19 protein-coding genes and 1 tRNA gene are annotated in these 15,263 nt (G+C 57.6%); 3 read left to right on the top strand and 17 right to left on the bottom strand.

Features of this window, described 5'->3' with window-relative positions:
- Positions 1 to 84: 84 nt before the first annotated feature.
- Complete coding sequence (locus AC53L6_RS20775) at positions 85 to 1,782, bottom strand: AMP-binding protein (protein WP_496909222.1); 1,698 nt, start codon at positions 1,780 to 1,782, stop codon at positions 85 to 87.
- Between the two features lie 310 nt (positions 1,783 to 2,092).
- Here AC53L6_RS20775 and AC53L6_RS20770 point away from each other — a divergent pair, with 310 nt between their 5' ends.
- Positions 2,093 to 2,962, top strand: a complete 870-nt coding sequence (locus tag AC53L6_RS20770) for a potassium channel family protein (RefSeq protein WP_496909221.1) — start codon at positions 2,093 to 2,095, stop codon at positions 2,960 to 2,962.
- 115 nt (positions 2,963 to 3,077) lie between these two features.
- Here the strand turns inward: AC53L6_RS20770 and AC53L6_RS20765 are convergent, their stop codons facing one another.
- The 13 genes from AC53L6_RS20765 to AC53L6_RS20705 form a co-directional block, all read right to left on the bottom strand.
- Positions 3,078 to 3,584 carry a hypothetical protein gene (locus AC53L6_RS20765; RefSeq protein ID WP_496909220.1) on the bottom strand — a complete coding sequence of 169 codons (507 nt, stop codon included), beginning with the start codon at positions 3,582 to 3,584 and terminating at the stop codon, positions 3,078 to 3,080.
- 458 nt (positions 3,585 to 4,042) lie between these two features.
- Positions 4,043 to 4,741 carry a 50S ribosomal protein L1 gene (gene rplA / locus AC53L6_RS20760; protein WP_496909219.1) on the bottom strand — a complete coding sequence of 233 codons (699 nt, stop codon included), beginning with the start codon at positions 4,739 to 4,741 and terminating at the stop codon, positions 4,043 to 4,045.
- Between the two features lies 1 nt (position 4,742).
- Complete coding sequence (gene rplK / locus AC53L6_RS20755) at positions 4,743 to 5,168, bottom strand: 50S ribosomal protein L11 (RefSeq protein WP_299212236.1); 426 nt, start codon at positions 5,166 to 5,168, stop codon at positions 4,743 to 4,745.
- A gap of 188 nt (positions 5,169 to 5,356) precedes the next feature.
- Entirely contained in the window at positions 5,357 to 6,517 is a 1,161-nt protein-coding gene (locus AC53L6_RS20750) for an OmpA family protein (protein WP_496909218.1), read from the bottom strand.
- Between the two features lie 204 nt (positions 6,518 to 6,721).
- Positions 6,722 to 7,255 (bottom strand): transcription termination/antitermination protein NusG, encoded by a 534-nt coding sequence (gene nusG, locus AC53L6_RS20745; RefSeq protein WP_039689781.1) that lies wholly within the window; start codon positions 7,253 to 7,255, stop codon positions 6,722 to 6,724.
- Between the two features lie 168 nt (positions 7,256 to 7,423).
- Entirely contained in the window at positions 7,424 to 7,621 is a 198-nt protein-coding gene (gene secE / locus AC53L6_RS20740) for a preprotein translocase subunit SecE (RefSeq protein ID WP_299212244.1), read from the bottom strand.
- 103 nt (positions 7,622 to 7,724) lie between these two features.
- Positions 7,725 to 8,408, bottom strand: a complete 684-nt coding sequence (locus tag AC53L6_RS20735; RefSeq protein WP_496909217.1) for a hypothetical protein — start codon at positions 8,406 to 8,408, stop codon at positions 7,725 to 7,727.
- Positions 8,409 to 8,899: 491 nt separating this feature from the next.
- Positions 8,900 to 8,974 (bottom strand) — tRNA-Phe (locus AC53L6_RS20730).
- A gap of 81 nt (positions 8,975 to 9,055) precedes the next feature.
- Positions 9,056 to 9,226 carry a DNA gyrase inhibitor YacG gene (locus AC53L6_RS20725; RefSeq protein WP_299205120.1) on the bottom strand — a complete coding sequence of 57 codons (171 nt, stop codon included), beginning with the start codon at positions 9,224 to 9,226 and terminating at the stop codon, positions 9,056 to 9,058.
- Positions 9,223 to 10,245, bottom strand: coding sequence for a ribonuclease E/G (locus tag AC53L6_RS20720; protein WP_496909216.1), 1,023 nt, complete (start codon positions 10,243 to 10,245; stop codon positions 9,223 to 9,225). Before AC53L6_RS20720 ends, AC53L6_RS20725 begins: the two co-directional genes overlap by 4 nt.
- Positions 10,242 to 10,811 (bottom strand): Maf family protein, encoded by a 570-nt coding sequence (locus AC53L6_RS20715; RefSeq protein WP_299703854.1) that lies wholly within the window; start codon positions 10,809 to 10,811, stop codon positions 10,242 to 10,244. The genes AC53L6_RS20720 and AC53L6_RS20715 overlap by 4 nt, the downstream gene beginning before the upstream one ends.
- Positions 10,812 to 10,820: 9 nt before the next feature.
- Positions 10,821 to 11,039: a translation initiation factor IF-1 gene (gene infA / locus AC53L6_RS20710; protein ID WP_005978431.1), complete on the bottom strand. Its 219-nt coding sequence runs from the start codon at positions 11,037 to 11,039 to the stop codon at positions 10,821 to 10,823.
- Positions 11,040 to 11,120: 81 nt separating this feature from the next.
- A complete protein-coding gene (locus AC53L6_RS20705; RefSeq protein ID WP_496909215.1) occupies positions 11,121 to 12,002 on the bottom strand; it encodes a carbon-nitrogen hydrolase family protein in 882 nt (293 codons plus the stop codon).
- A gap of 146 nt (positions 12,003 to 12,148) precedes the next feature.
- On the opposite strand from AC53L6_RS20705, the gene AC53L6_RS20700 reads away from it, so the two are divergent.
- Both AC53L6_RS20700 and AC53L6_RS20695 read left to right on the top strand, forming a co-directional pair.
- A complete protein-coding gene (locus AC53L6_RS20700) occupies positions 12,149 to 13,111 on the top strand; it encodes a LysR family transcriptional regulator (protein ID WP_299703862.1) in 963 nt (320 codons plus the stop codon).
- 60 nt (positions 13,112 to 13,171) lie between these two features.
- On the top strand, positions 13,172 to 13,870 hold the full coding sequence (locus AC53L6_RS20695; protein WP_496909214.1) for an NAD-dependent deacylase: 699 nt from the start codon (positions 13,172 to 13,174) through the stop codon (positions 13,868 to 13,870).
- Between the two features lie 97 nt (positions 13,871 to 13,967).
- Here the strand turns inward: AC53L6_RS20695 and AC53L6_RS20690 are convergent, their stop codons facing one another.
- The 3 genes from AC53L6_RS20690 to rpmB form a co-directional block, all read right to left on the bottom strand.
- Entirely contained in the window at positions 13,968 to 14,441 is a 474-nt protein-coding gene (locus AC53L6_RS20690; RefSeq protein ID WP_299745353.1) for a copper chaperone PCu(A)C, read from the bottom strand.
- 15 nt (positions 14,442 to 14,456) lie between these two features.
- Positions 14,457 to 14,825, bottom strand: a complete 369-nt coding sequence (locus AC53L6_RS20685) for a hypothetical protein (protein WP_496909213.1) — start codon at positions 14,823 to 14,825, stop codon at positions 14,457 to 14,459.
- A 145-nt stretch (positions 14,826 to 14,970) separates the two neighbouring features.
- Positions 14,971 to 15,261 (bottom strand): 50S ribosomal protein L28, encoded by a 291-nt coding sequence (gene rpmB, locus AC53L6_RS20680; RefSeq protein WP_299374978.1) that lies wholly within the window; start codon positions 15,259 to 15,261, stop codon positions 14,971 to 14,973.
- Between the last annotated feature and the right edge of the window lie 2 nt (positions 15,262 to 15,263).

The raw sequence follows: 15,263 nt of genomic DNA, 5'->3' as shown, positions 1-15,263 counted from the left end.
GCGCGTCTTTCACAGATCGATGAAAACATCGTGGCCGCACCGAACAGCGTGTCCCCGCGGGGACACATCCCTGTTGCGCTCATGTCAGCCCGCATAATCCTCGCGCAACTGCCGCCGCAGCACCTTGCCCGACAGCGTCACCGGCACGTCATCCACAAAGCGCACCACCTTGGGCACCTTGTAGTTGGTCAACCGCGCCCGGCAGGCCTCCAGAATATCCTCTTCGCTCAACGTCTCATCTGACCGTACCACGAAGGCAGCAGGGGCTTCGGCCGTCTTGTCGTCCTCGATCCCGATAACCCCGACTTGCACCACCCCCGGCACGGTCGAGATGGCGTCCTCGATCTCGTTCGGGGACACGTTGAAGCCCGACACAAGGATCATGTCCTTCTTGCGGTCCACGATCTCCAGGTATCCGTCGTCATCCAAAACCCCGATATCACCCGAGTAATACCACCCGTCCTGGATCGTCTCGGCCGTGGCTTGCGGATTGTCGAGGTATCCGTCCATCATGCCCGGGCTCCGCGCGATCACTTCGCCCGGTGTCCCGGCGGGGACATCGTTGCCCGCGTCATCCACAATCCGGATCTGCGCGCCGGGGGCCGGCACCCCCACCATCCCAAGCCGGTTTGATCCCGGCGGGTTGAAGGTCAGGATGCCCGACACTTCGGTCATGCCATAACCTTGCAGGATCTCGACCCCGGTCATCTCCTGCCACTTCTGCGCAACCCCGGTCTGCTGCGCCGCGCCGCCAGAGCCGCAGAACCGGATGGCGGAGAACAGGGACCGGTCAAACCAGGGTTCCGCCATCAGCGCCGCAAACAGTGTGTTGATCCCGGTGAACCAGGTGATCCGGTACTTCTCGAACGCCGCCTTGAGGTTCGAGGGTGGGCGCGGGCTGGGGGCCAGAATGCCATGCGCACCCACTGTCATGCCTGAGACAAATATCAAGCTGAACGCAGTGATGTGATAGAGGGGTAGAGCAACCAGCGCGACCTCATTTCCCTCCTGCAAAATACCGGTTGTCATCAGCCGCCCCTGTTCGGCGTTGGACAGGATCGCCTGATGGGACAGGACCGCGCCTTTGCTCCGGCCCGTCGTACCGCTGGTGTATTGATAAAGGGCGGGTGAGGCTGGGGTGACATCTCGGGTGTAGGCCGACACATCTGCGGAAGACATCCGCGCCCTGCCTTTGGCCAGCGCCTTGGTCAAAGACACTGCCGAGGTGGTCATGGCCGGGACCACCTTGCGCACCCGCTTCAGCACGAATTTCAGCAGGGTTTTCTTGAGCGTCGGAAAGAAATCGACAACGGACAGAGTGATGACATGCTCCACGCTCGTGCGCGCCACCACCTCGTCCAGCTTGTTGCCAAAGAGATCGATGATGACGATGGCCTTGGCCTTGCTGTGGGTCAGCTGATGTTCAAGCTCGTGCGGTGTGTAGAGCGGGTTCACATTGGTGCCCACGCACCCCGCCTTCACGACGCCAAGTGATGCAACACAGAAACCAATACAGTTGGGCGACATGATCGCCACGGTGTCCCCGCTCGACAAACCCAACTCTTCCCGCAGATAGACAGCAAACGCCTCCGCATGGTCCTTGATCTGAGCGTAGGTAGCGGTGGTCTCTGCCCCGGTGGGCAGGATGGTGGTGAGTGCCGGTTTTGCGGCATAGGTTTCTGCCGCACTGTCCAGTGCTTCGACAAGTGTTCCGGTCTCAAGCTTGTCCAAACCGAACTCTGCCGCCTGCGTGCCGAATGGGTGTTCCAGTGAGTGCGTCATCCGTATCCCCTTTTTGGACCACTATGGGGTGGTCTGCAGAGAGTATACGCAGAATCTTTGGCTGGCATAGGGACGTGGCTTCATATGGATAGACTGCCTTCACGGTTGACCAAAGAAGCGCATAACGATCCTGATGACCACTTTGCGGACTAAAGCTGCCTTTAGCGAAAGCGCAGCATTTAGCTTGGACAATTAGCGTAAAGCGCAGAAAGCCGACTTTGCAAAGTGCGAATTGGATGCTTGCAACTAAAGCGTTGATAATCGCAAAATTCGCTGCGAGTAGGATAGGCATGTTCAAGAGACTTAGGTAGTGAAACCGTACCTCTTTCTGTGGCGGCTGGTCGCCAATCGAAACCCGTCATTCTATGGTTGGGCTTATGTTTTGTTCATTCCAGGATTTGCAGCCGTCTTCTGGCTGCTACAGGGTTTTGATACTGAATGCCTGTCCGTAGTCGACGCCCTGTATTTCAGTGCCGTGACTATCACCACGCTTGGCTATGGTGACATCCAACCCCTAACAGTCCCGGTACGACTGCTTGCTGCTGGGGAGGCCGTGCTTGGGATTGTGACAATAGGCTTTTTTCTATCGTCTTTGTCGCAAAAACGCGCGGACGAAATGGCAGACGAACAACTCGCGTGGTTAAGCGGAGGGGACTCTGTCCCTTGTCTGAATATGACGAGTGGAGGCTTTGCGCTGTCAAGATATCAGGGCAAGTACCCCATATTTGACTTGTCCGTCGATTTCCAAGAGTTTTGGTGGCCGCTAGAAGGGGAAGCACTTCCGGTCCGGTTTTGGGAAGTGTCGCCGTCCCCGCCAGGGTTCCCAATGAAAAGCACTCCGATAAGGAACATCTGTACATTGGAGGTACCGGTGCAACTCCCAAACAGGAACAAATGGTATCCTGATCATTTTCGCTTCGTCCCGGAAGATATGATTTTTCCTGAAACCGGGAAGTTCTACCTGAGTGCGGGCTTCAAGGCCAGAAACGGCTCCTTTCGTCAATTCATAGCAGGCAAGAAAAAACTGAACGAGAATGGAGAGGCGATCTTCGAATATCATTTCCTGTTGCTCAATGAGCAAGGCGAAAAACTCCAAGGTGACGAAAAATGGGTTAAGGCACAGGCGTTCATCTACGAAGGCGCAGAGTACCATTGCGATAAATACATAAGGGAGTGGTAAACAGCATTTAGGTGGACTGGCTCCGTGTTTGACCACGTCTATGTTGCGCGAATTGAGTATTAACCTTGAATGGGTCGACAGGTACCAATGACCGCTTTGGGCTGATATTGTGGCTCTAAAGCCCGAGCGTCGCGGCTACCAAACAGTACATAGTTACCAGATAAACACCGATGGGAGCTAAAAACTCCCAGGCCAATCGAGCCCTAATGGTCAAGTCCCAGCTACGTTTCCGGGAGGCAAGTTGCTCCTTGTACCAGTCCGCGGCCTGCGATTTAAGTGTTTTGTAGTCACCTTGGTATGCGCGAAAATCGACCATTGCTCTCTGAAAATCACTCGCAGCACATATCAAGAACGAAAGCAAGATGAACGATACTATTGCTCCGCCAGAAATCAACAAGTTGGTCTGACTGGGAGCGTCCAATTTCACTCCCAAGGCTGCAATCTCTTTTGGAATAACGTTGCCGTATGCAACAGCGGTCAAAATTGCGCAAAGAACCAAAAGGTTCTTCCGAGATTTTCTAGTTTGCTCGCGCAAAGGGTCCGACAAGACAACGCTCAATCGTTCCGTCAACTTGCCAATAAGAAGATTGATTTCCGCGTTGATATTTGTACTTTCTACCATGTTTTCTCGCTGCCCTTGCGCTCTTAGAATCAAAACGCCCGAACCTTTTGCATCATCTTGCCTCCTGCTCCAAGGCCGGAGTTAATTGCTATGTGTGCTGTCTTGCATTTCTGAACCAATGTCCGCTTTGGGCTGGGGAGTTGCCGAATGCAGATGCTTCAACTGGGAGCGATGACCTTATAATTCTGGGCTCTTTGCGGACGCTTCAAAACCACGCTTCGCAGACATGGCATACTTTGCATGATAAAAGGACAACTTCTTCCCTCATTGGCTGCGGGATTTTCGAATGACTTTCAAAAGATGAGATCAGAATAGTCCTGTTGCACGGGCCATCATGCAAGAACGTCCACAGATTTGATGGAGGTCGTGGTGCTCGATATGCCCGATCAGCTCCACACCACAAAAAAAGGCGCGCATCCTTTCGGATACGCGCCTCTCAAATGCTTTCTGTCGTCCGATTACTCGGTGACAGCGTTCTCGACATCGACGCTCACGCCTGGACCCATGGTCGAGCTCAGCGACACCTTTTTCATGTAGGTGCCTTTCGCGCCAGCAGGCTTGGCCTTGGCAACGGCACCCACGAAAGCGCGGATGTTTTCGACCAGCTTGGCTTCGTCAAAGGACGCTTTGCCAACACCTGCGTGCACGACGCCAGCCTTCTCGGCCTTGAACTGAACTTCGCCACCTTTGGCCGCTTTCACGGCGTCTGCGACGTCCATGGTCACGGTGCCAACCTTGGGGTTCGGCATCAGGTTACGGGGGCCCAGCACTTTACCCAGACGACCGACGATGGGCATCATGTCAGGGGTTGCGATGCAGCGGTCAAAGTCGATGGTGCCGCCTTGAACGGTTTCCATCAGGTCCTCTGCGCCGACGATGTCCGCACCGGCTGCTTGCGCTTCTTCGGCCTTGGGGCCACGAGCAAAAACAGCGACGCGCACGTCTTTGCCTGTTCCGTTGGGCAGGCCAATTACGCCGCGCACCATCTGGTCCGCGTGACGGGGATCGACGCCCAGGTTCATCGAGATTTCGATCGTCTCGTCGAACTTGGCGTTGGCATTTCCTTTAACCAGGGCCACCGCGTCTTCGACGGTCAGGTTCTCTTTGCCAGCGAAGGCTTCGCGGGCCGCGTTTGTGCGTTTTCCAAGCTTTGCCATCTTACTTCACCTCGATGCCCATGGAGCGGGCGGAGCCCAGGATGATCTGCATTGCGCCTTCGATGTCGTTGGCGTTCAGATCTTTCATTTTCGCTTCGGCGATTTCCTTGACCTGGGCCGCTGTCACGGTGCCCACGGTTTCACGCGACGGGTTGTTCGCGCCGGATTTCACCTTGGCCGCCTTCTTCAGATAGTAGGACGCCGGGGGCGTCTTGATATCCATGGCGAAGGATTTGTCCTGGTAGTAGGTGATCACGGTAGGGCACGGCGCACCGGGCTCCAGATCTGCGGTCTTGGCGTTGAACGCCTTGCAGAATTCCATGATGTTGATGCCGCGCTGACCCAAGGCCGGACCAACCGGCGGGGATGGGTTTGCCTGACCGGCGGGCACCTGCAATTTCATGGTGCCGGCAAGTTTCTTGGCCATGTGCCAATCTCCTTTTCAAACAGCCGCGGGACGCGCCCCTTGGCCTATGTTGATGTGGTCTGGTTTGGCGGTCGCGACCGTCGCACCTCCCACATGGGATGCTGCAAATGCAACAAGAGCGCCGGTTACAGCGCTCCTGTCCAAATTACAAGCCTGTTTTGAAGCTTTGTCCCTGCGGGGACGGGTTATCAGCCCTCTTCGAGGATCACGTCAAAGCGCACGCGGCTGCCCGGCAGGCCCGCATCGTTCAAGGGGCGTGAGGGGGCGGCGATGATGATCTCTTCGGCTTTCACGCCGCGACCGACAAGCATCGCCATCAGCGCCTTGGCGCGCAGCAGACCCGTCGACACATTCTCACCCGATTGCAGGTCGCCCGCGTGATGGCCAATCACGCGAAGCCGCGCGTGCGGGCACTCCATCGCCAGAGTGGCAAGTGTCATCGCGGTATCGACGTCGCTGGACCCCAGAGACACCGAGCGCGGCGCATAGAACAGCATAGTGGTATCGACAGCCTGTTGGAGCGCCGTGACACAAGTGGTATTGGCCCAGGGCTTGGGTGCCGCCGCCGGTGCCCCGACGGCCACGCGGGTCACTTCTTCGACAATCGAGAACTCAACCCGGCGATCATAGTACGACGCAGGCTCTGGCCCGTCGATGCCGGAAGGCTGGCGATCACCAAGACCTTCGGCAAAGAACATGGCCGTATTGATGCCAGACGCCCCAATGCGCTTGATGACCTCCTCTGCGCGCGCCTGGCTCAGACGCAGGTTGGCCGCGGGATCCCCAGAGGGGTCTGAATGCCCTTCCACCCGGATCTGCACATCTGGGCAGGTTTGCGCGATCAGACCGAGCAGGCGACCTTGTTCGATGCCATCCTGATCCGCATTCAGACCACCGCTTGGGAAATAGACGCGTGCTTGACCAGCCATGGTGCGCAGATCTTCGAGGCATTGCTGCTGCGCCGCTGCGCCAAAGGTGTTTGTGTCGAAGAACGGGGCTGCTGACGTTGTCGCCAAGGCCGCGGTACGTTGCGATGCAGGTGCAGGTGCAGGTGCGGGTTGCGGCAGCGCGGCCGCGGCCAGCGGCTGAGCCCGGGTGTTTGATGTGCCCACCGTTGTCAGTGTGGTTTCGGGTCCAGCCTGACGCGCGACGACCTCTTCTTCGACGGTCTCGGTCGGTGTTTGTTGAGCCGTTACACCTTGTGGTGCTGCTGCGTTTGAAAATGTCTGTTCGCTTGCAGGTGCGGCGTCTTCTTCGCCCCCAAGCTCAAGAAACCCGGATGCGGCAAATACAATTGCGGCAGATGGGACCAGCCACGGAAGGCTGTCCCGCAAATACTTCAATGCCATAGAATATCCCCCAGATACGCTGCTCGGCTTTCCGTCGCACATCTACATCGTGTGCCTGTGTCAACCAGTAGGCGATAATCCGCTTTATTCGTCAACAGGGCTTGTGGATTATTCTGTGGATAATTTCCGGTTCCTGAATTCCCGATGCATAGAATCAAAAAGGGCGCACATGCGTACGCCCCTTCGCTCGCAATGGAAATTCGATCAGATCTGTTTGGTGACTTGCGTGTATTCCAGTTCGACCGGCGTTTCGCGGCCAAAGATCGATACAGTCACTTTCAGGCGCTGGTTGTCCTCGTCGACCTCTTCGACCATGCCGTCGAAATCCTCGAACGGGCCATCGTTGACCTTGACCTTTTCGCCCACCTCGAAGCTGATCATCAGCTTCGGTGCTTCCTCACCTTCCTGAACGCGGTTCAGGATCTGGTTCACTTCGGCATCGCGCATCGGCATCGGACGGCCCTGTGGGCCAAGGAAACCAGTGACGCGGTTGATCGAGTTGATCAGGTGATAGCCCTGGTCGGACATTTCCATGTGCACCAGCACATAACCGGGCATGAAGCGGCGTTCGGTTGTCACTTTCTTGCCGCGACGGACTTCGATCACCTCTTCGGTCGGGACCAGCACTTCGTCGATCTGATCCTCAAGACCGTTTTCCTCGACCGAGGTTCGGATTTGCTCGGCAATCTTCTTTTCGAAATTCGAAAGAACGCTGACCGAATACCACCGTTTCGCCATGTTGTTTCTGGCCCCTCGCCCGATTTGTTACGCCTTGTGCAGCAGCCCGTGCCACCGCCCTGAATAAAAAGTGGCGCGGGGCTCGAATCGCCGCGCGCCTGTTTCAGATCAGGATCGGGAAATACTCTGCACCATATCAAAGTGCAAGAGGCTCGCGCCTGCTGGGCGTTACCCGAAGGTCGTCAACACCATCTCGAGCCCACCACGGATCAAGATATCGACCAGGGCGAAAAACACGGCTGTCAGCGCGGCAAGGATAAAGACCATGACAGTGGTCAGGAATACCTCGCGCCGCGTCGGCCACACCACTTTCGCGACTTCCGAGCGCACCTGCTGGATGAATTGAAGTGGGTTGGTTGTGGCCATGGATCATGTCCTTTGCTGCGGATGGATCGCATGTAACGGCAGTCAAGACCGAATTCAAGGCGGGATTGCGCCCGCCTTGCACGTCTACAGGTGTGGATGCTGATCAGGTTTCCTGCGCCATCCTGCTCAGGCGTTCCGCCACAACCTGTTGATGTTCGGCTTCGGCCTGCTGCAGCGATTGGAAATCCGGCATGTAGAGGCTGTCGACCATGCCATCGGGGAAAACGTCCAACACGCTGTCCCACCGATAGGCAAACGTGTCGAGTTTGGCGCGCAGATCTTCGGCGCGGCCATGGTCTTTCATCTCGATCCGGTCCAACCAGCCCAGAACGGACGTCCAGATCCGATCTGCACCCAACGTCAGGAAGGTCGCGACGAGAAGCACAACAGCAATGACCGCAGCGATTACAAACCAATGTGGGCGCACGACAAACAGCAATGCGGCACTGGCCAGCGCCAGATGGCGCGTTTTGGGTTCAAACCGGCGGACACGCGAGATCATGCTTGTCAATGGACGGAAGAGGCCGGTGCGTTTCTGCGCATACGTATCTTTTTCAAGTTCCGGCAGGTCTGTTGCGCGACGGCGTGGCGCTGGCGGAGGCGTACGTTCGATAAAGGCGCGGGCCGCAACGTCTTGAGAACCAGGCGCGTCCATGTCCGTCACATCGATATTGCGAGGCTGAGACTTGGAGGTATCCGCCTCATCCGTCAGGACCGAACGGATCATTGACATCGTTTCTTCCTCACTTGCGGTGTGAGGCTGACCTGGGATCAACGTGTATTTCATCGACAGCTTCCTTGCCCCGATACCGGCCGGAGCTCTAATTACCAGCCCGGGCAGATCGGGCGTTCTTGTTAATTCGCGCATGGCGGATAAGGCGAAGCTAGGGCCGGAATGTGTGGCGTAGGTGTCATGAATATGGCGAAAATGAGGCACTGGAGACCGTGCCGAGACAAAATACGGTTCTTGCCTGCAAATGTTTCGCAATTCAGGTGATCAGTTCGGATGTTTTCAGAATACGACCACAGTTTGGGCGCAATTTAGTGAGTCGGGTTTGGTGTGGGCACACGCCTTGCTTTCCTCAATGCGTGCGAACCGGCCAGTAGTGCCGTCCACGGCTCCGGTCGCATATTCGCGGTCTGAGAACCTTGCCAACAAGAAGCGGAAGACCTTGGCCACGCTGGAAGTAGTGAACCGGAGGCGGGCCAAAAGCGTCAAACCTGACCAAAACATGGATCAGTTACACGCAAAAAATGCAGTCATGTCAGTTTGTTATATGGTGCCCGGGGGCGGAATCGAACCACCGACACGAGGATTTTCAATCCACTGCTCTACCCCTGAGCTACCCGGGCACGGGTGAAGCCTGACGCTTCGGGTGGGCGCGTGATAAGCGTATCGTCAGGCACTGTCCATAGCAAAATCACACCAAATGCCTAATGTGGCAATGGACCCTCGTCATCCACGACATCGCCCTCTTCTTCACGCTGGGAAGGAACAGAATAGGCGCCGTTCATCCATCGAGCCAAGTCGATGTCTGCGCAACGTCGCGAGCAAAAAGGGCGATACTCCGGCGCCGTGTCTTCACTGCAGATCGGGCACGTCAAGACAGCACCTCGGCCAGCGGCAACCGCGCGCGTTTGCGTTGCAATTCGAAGTGACCGAGCGGTGTCCATCCGGCCATCACCGTATCCACATCATCCTTGCGCAAGGCGGCACGCAGCACTGCTTCAAAAGTCTTGCGTTCCTTTTTCGGCATAGGTGCCAGATCGATGATAATCTGGCCTCCCAAACCGCGCACCCGCAAGGCCGACGGCAGCATGCGCGCGCAGGCGAGGTTCGCCTTCAGACCCGCGGCAAACGAGCCGTCTGCACCGGTGTTCACATCCACGGCGACCAGCGCCCGTGTCGCTTCAACAAACATGCTGGCATCTGCGCCCAAACCCACGCGCGCCGCCTTCGCACTGTCTAGCGCATCCAGGATACCATATTCTTCGAAGCATCCCGGTTCCGTCACAACTGCTGCCGGATCGGTCCAGTCCCGCCACGCCAAGACATGGGGGCCATCACCTTCGGTCAGAACCTCGGGACCGGCACCCTGATCACCCATAATCGTTTCTGCCAGATCGCGCATTGCGCCAATGTCATCCGACACTGCTTCGGCATCTGCGCCAGCAGCCGCGGACCTCAGGATCAGACCCATCTGGCTTCCGTCCATTCCATCATGCGCAAGCGCCATCAGCTCATCTCGAATGTCATCATCCCGAATGCTGCGGGACAGGTTGAGACCAGGAGCATCTGGGGTGACGATGGCATAGCGGCTTTTGAACAGAAGCTTGTGACTGACGGGGATGGCCTTGCCCGGCTCGGCATAGCCGGTGACCTGCACCAAAAGCGTCTCGCCTTGCCCGATCCCTTTGACACCGCGCAAATACGCCGCGCCATCTGGGGTTTTCAGGAAAAGCCCACCCTGCCCTTTGACAGGTCTGTCTGTGACCGCGCGGTAAACGGTGCCCGGGCGCGGAGCATCAGAGTCAATCAGCAGATCATCCAGGTGCCCGTCCACGACAAGGGCGGCCGCCTCGCGACCGTTCAGATGATCCAAACATATCTGGTGACCCTTCATGCCCAAACCTTCATGCCTGCGGCTTGCAAAAGCCCTGCGGTCTCAGAAAGAGGTAAACCGACAATGGCTGAAAACGACCCTGAGATCCAAGGGATCAAAGCACCGGCTGGACCTTGTATGCCATAGCCCCCTGCCTTGCCCTGCCAATCGTTCATCGCCAGATAGCTGGTGATTTCATCTGCAGACAGAGCTTTCATGCGCACCGTACTGACAACATCGCGTTCCCAGACCCTGTCACCCTTTTTTACCGCGACTGCGGTGATAACCCGGTGACGACGACCCGACATCTGGTTCAGGAATGCGCGCGCTTCGGCTGCATCTTCAGGTTTGCCCAGAATGCGACGCCCCAGCGCAACGGTCGTGTCTGCACACAGGACGACATCATCGGAAGCGGCAACCACTGCGGTCACCTTCTCGCGGGCAATACGCGCGCAATAGGGGCGCGGCAATTCCCCGTTTCGGGGCGTTTCGTCGATGTCGGGCGGGCGTACATCATCGGGTACGACACCAAGTTGCCCGAGCAGCTCAAGCCGCCTCGGACTTCCGGATCCCAGAACAAACGCCACGAAAGTGGTTTATTTAAAGCGGTAGTTGATCCGACCCTTGGTCAGATCATAGGGGGTCATCTCGACCTGTACCTTGTCGCCAGCCAGAACGCGGATGCGGTTCTTGCGCATTTTTCCTGCCGTGTGTGCGATGATCTCATGGCCATTCTCAAGCTCGACCCGAAACGTCGCATTGGGCAGGAGTTCCTTCACGACACCGGGAAATTCGAGCGTATCTTCCTTGGCCATGGTCTCTCCTTCATTGCATTGCCCGCCAATGTGCGGACGCGCCACTAAATGCGCCTCTGCGCCCCATAATTCAAGGGCTAATCAGGCGAGTGTCACGACTTTGACAGGATCGGCGCGACCGCTTTGTGCATCCCAGTCCCTGCGGTTCAAGACCGTGCCGTTTGCCCGCACACTTGCGACGCGGGCCAAATCAATCTCGCCATACACCCATCCCGGCTCGTTTAGCGTGCCCGTTGCAATCACTCCGGTCTCGGGAAACCCCTGATCCGGTGGCCCGAAAATGCCACCCGCCCCTGTCGAGATGTCGACGGCCTCGGACCAGGACGCTTCCCCAACAACGGACGACATCACGGTAACGCATTGATTTTCCAACGCGCGCGCCTGCGCACCGATCCGAACGCGGGAATAGCCCGACAAGGCTTCAGTCACGGATGGCACCAAAATGATATCGGCATCGGCAAGGACCCGCCCCAGAAGTGGGAACTCGCTGTCGTAGCATATCAGGATGCCAATCCGCCCCAGCACCGTATCAAACAATTGCAAGGGATCGCCCGGAACGACGTTCCATGTCTCCGCCTCGAAACGGGTCATGATCTGTTTGTCTTGCACGCCAACCGCCCCGCCGGGGGCAAACAGGCGGGCGCGGTTCACAGGGCGGGCAATTTCATCGTGTCGCGCAGGGCCAGAGGCGGCAAGGATATGCACACCGAACTGAGCAGCAAGGTGAGTATGCAACGCATCCGCGTCGGGCAAGCGATCCGCCACGGCAAAAAGCGAAGCCTCCAGATCGCCAGCGATATCCTGCCCCGCAAGCGTGGCCAACTCCATCGCGCCATACTCGGGGAAAACCAGCAAATCCGCGCCGGCCTCAGCCGCTTCAGACACCCACGCCGTCAACTTGTCCTCATAGGCCGCCCAATCGGGCAATACATCAAGCGGGTAAGAGGCTGTCGCAATCTTCATACCCTTTTGTGCCTTACTCTGCTCGCCTGACGCAAGGCGGGGCATTTCTTTCGAAAAACCAAAAGCAACGCGACATCAAAGCTGATTTTTCTTGACCGCTCTACGCCTAAACATTCAAAGAATGCAAAACTGTGTAAGGGTATTCCATGTTAAGCAAGGGCGTCACCCTGCGTGGCCTTGAAGTGTTCGAGGCACTCGCCGCAACCGGTTCCGTTGCCCAAGCCGCGACAGTGACCGGTCTTAGCCAACCAGCCGTCAGCCAGCAATTACGGAACCTTGAAACGGCATTGGCCACTGATCTGGTCGATCACGGCAAACGTCCCATGCGGTTGACGCCTGCTGGCACCAGCTTTCTGGCAAGGGCGGAAGCAGCGTTGTCGCAACTGCGCCTTGCGCAATCCGAATTGACGGTAATGGACCTGGCCCATTTGTCGGCCCTGTCCATTGGGGTCATCGATGACTTCGAGAACGACCTGACCCCGCGGTTGGTGACGATCCTGGCTGACAGCCTGACGCGCTGCAAATTCACGCTTGCCACGGCCCCCAGCCACGAAATCCTGCAAGCCATTGCCGACAAGAGCCTTCACATTGCCATTTCGGCCAGTGATGGCACGATGCGCGATGGCGTTCTTGAATATCCCTTGGCCCGAGATCCATTCATTCTGGTTGCCCCACGCGGTGTGGTCCGCGATGGCGATCCCATGTCCATCCTGCCCGACCTGCCATTTCTGCGTTACGAGCGCCAACAATTGATTTCGCGCCAGATTGAAGCGCACCTGGCGCGTCAAAAGCTGGATTTCGCGGACCGCTTCGAGATCGGCAGCCACTTGGCCTTGATGGCAATGGTGGCACGACGCATCGGGTGGTCGGTTACGACGCCGCTGGGCTACATGCGAGCCGGGCGATTTCATGATCAGGTTGATGCGTTCCCGCTGCCATTCAAGCCCTTCTCACGCACGATATCGCTGTATGCGAGCGCGGATTGGGCGGGCGAAGTACCGACCGATGTGGCCAACACAATGCGGCGTCTGATCAAAACGCACATGATGGACCCCGCCCTGATACAGTTGCCATGGCTCGCGGGTGAGTTGCGTTTGCTTGATGGTTGATCGCTTGCACTTCTTGCTTGGATCGGTCCACATCAGCGCAAAACACCAAGGAGATATACAATGTCTGCCCCTTCCATCGTGATCCTGACTGGCGCCGGGATTTCAGCCGAAAGCGGTCTTGGGACGTTTCGGGATGAAGGTGGGCTATGGGCACAGCACCGGATCGAGGATGTTGCCACTCCCGAGGGCTTTGCGCGCAATCCGCAGCTTGTTGTTGATTTCTACAACGCGCGCCGTGCTCAAGCAGCGGACGCCAACCCGAATGCGGCACACATGGCCCTGGCGCGGCTGCAAGCCGAGCATGCGGGTTCCGTCACTTTGGTGACGCAGAACGTCGACGATCTGCACGAAAAAGGTGGCAGCGTGGACGTGATCCACATGCACGGTGCATTGAATTCTGCCCTGTGCGCCACATGTGAGCATCGCTGGCCCGCACCGCTTGCGATGTCAGTCGAACAGGATTGCCCCAACTGCACAGGACCAACGGCCCGACCGGATATCGTTTGGTTTGGCGAAATACCCTATCACATGGAACGGATCGAAGTTGCGTTGGCAAACGCCGACGTGTTTGTCGCTATCGGCACATCGGGCAACGTGTATCCAGCGGCCGGGTTTGTGCAGATGGCCCGACATGTCGGCGCAGAAACGATCGAGATGAACCTGGAACCGGGCGAGAATGTAGGTCTGTTCGACGACGTTCGCGCAGGCAAAGCATCAGAAACAGTGCCGAACTGGGTGGCCGAGGTTCTGGCCGGGTAAGGCGGATCAAGATCCGCCTTACGACGTTTCCAGCGATGTCCCATCCGGGTTTCAAACAGGCGGGGCAGATGTAAGGCGGATCTTGATCCGCAAGCCTTCAGTGCGAGTGGCTGCCGTGCGCACCGGCTTCGGGCTTGCGCGCATTGTCGACGGGTATGGTCACGGCAACCTCGCCCGCTTTTTCGAACGTCAAGGTAACTTCGATGGTCGCGTCCTGCTCCAGCGGGCCGGTCAGCCCCATGAGCATGACATGGTCACCGCCCCGCATCATGTGGTGTGTGCCGCCGGCGGGCAGTGGAATGCCGCCCTCGATTTCCGTCATCTGCATCACGCCGTCGCTCACCTCGATATGCGTGTGCAATTCAACCCGTGCTGCGGCGTCTGTGCTGGCCGAGATCAGAGTGTCGTCTTGCCCTGTATCATTGCGGATCATCATGAAGGCAGCGCCCGACTTTGCAGCTGGGCTTGCCGCGCGGGCATACGGGTCCATGACCATGATGCCGTCAGCAAATGCAGGCACAGAAAGAAGTGTGGCCGCGATACCTGCGGCAAGAGTAGTACGAAGGGACATGGTGTCCTCCTGAAATTAAGTGGTCTCTGATTGGAAAGTCCGGATCAGATCGACAGGAGGGGCCCGCGCAGACGCTCGCAGTTGGCACGTAACGGACTGCTGCTCAACCAGCGGCGTGGCTCGAAGCATCGTCGCGTTGTCCAGCCACTTTGGAATGGCTTCGAAAGGCGCTACAGCCGCAAACAGGTGTAACGCGCAGTCGGGGCACAGATGCGGAGCTGTCGTTGGCTGTCCATCCGTATCGATAAAGACGACGGCCACCGTAGTCCCTGAGCAGATCACCATTTGATCGACAGCTTGCGGCGCACCACGTGCCACCGCGGCATTGTAGCTTGTCGCCAACAGCACGAGGCTCAGGACTATGGACACAAACGCGCGGTACATGTCGCACACTTAGAGAGACTCGGTTCACATCACAACTGCGGCACAATCACCGCTCACAAGCGTCCGCGACCCCAAGCAGGCGTCACAAAACAAGAAAACCCCGCCTTCTTGCGAAAGCGGGGTCACAAGCTGAAAAGCTTTGAAATCAGGCGGCGGCGGCTTGCGCCTTCGCGATCTCTTTTTTGACTTTCAGGGCACGGTCCGACAGTTCAACGTCCTTGGCTTTGGCAAGGTACGCGTCCAGACCACCGCGGTGATCAACCGACCGAAGTGCCGCAGCCGAGATGCGCAATTTTACACCACGGCCCAGTGTCTCGGACTGAAGGGTTACGTCATTCAGGTTCGGCAAGAAGCGCCGACGTGTTTTGTTGTTGGCGTGGCTGACATTGTTGCCAGTCATCGGGCCTTTTCCGGTCAGTTCGCATACGCGCGACATCG

This window comes from Tateyamaria sp. LSS28, assembly GCF_059611725.1.
Note: the sequence above shows the minus strand (reverse complement) of the source record. Positions and strands in the feature narration are given on the sequence as shown.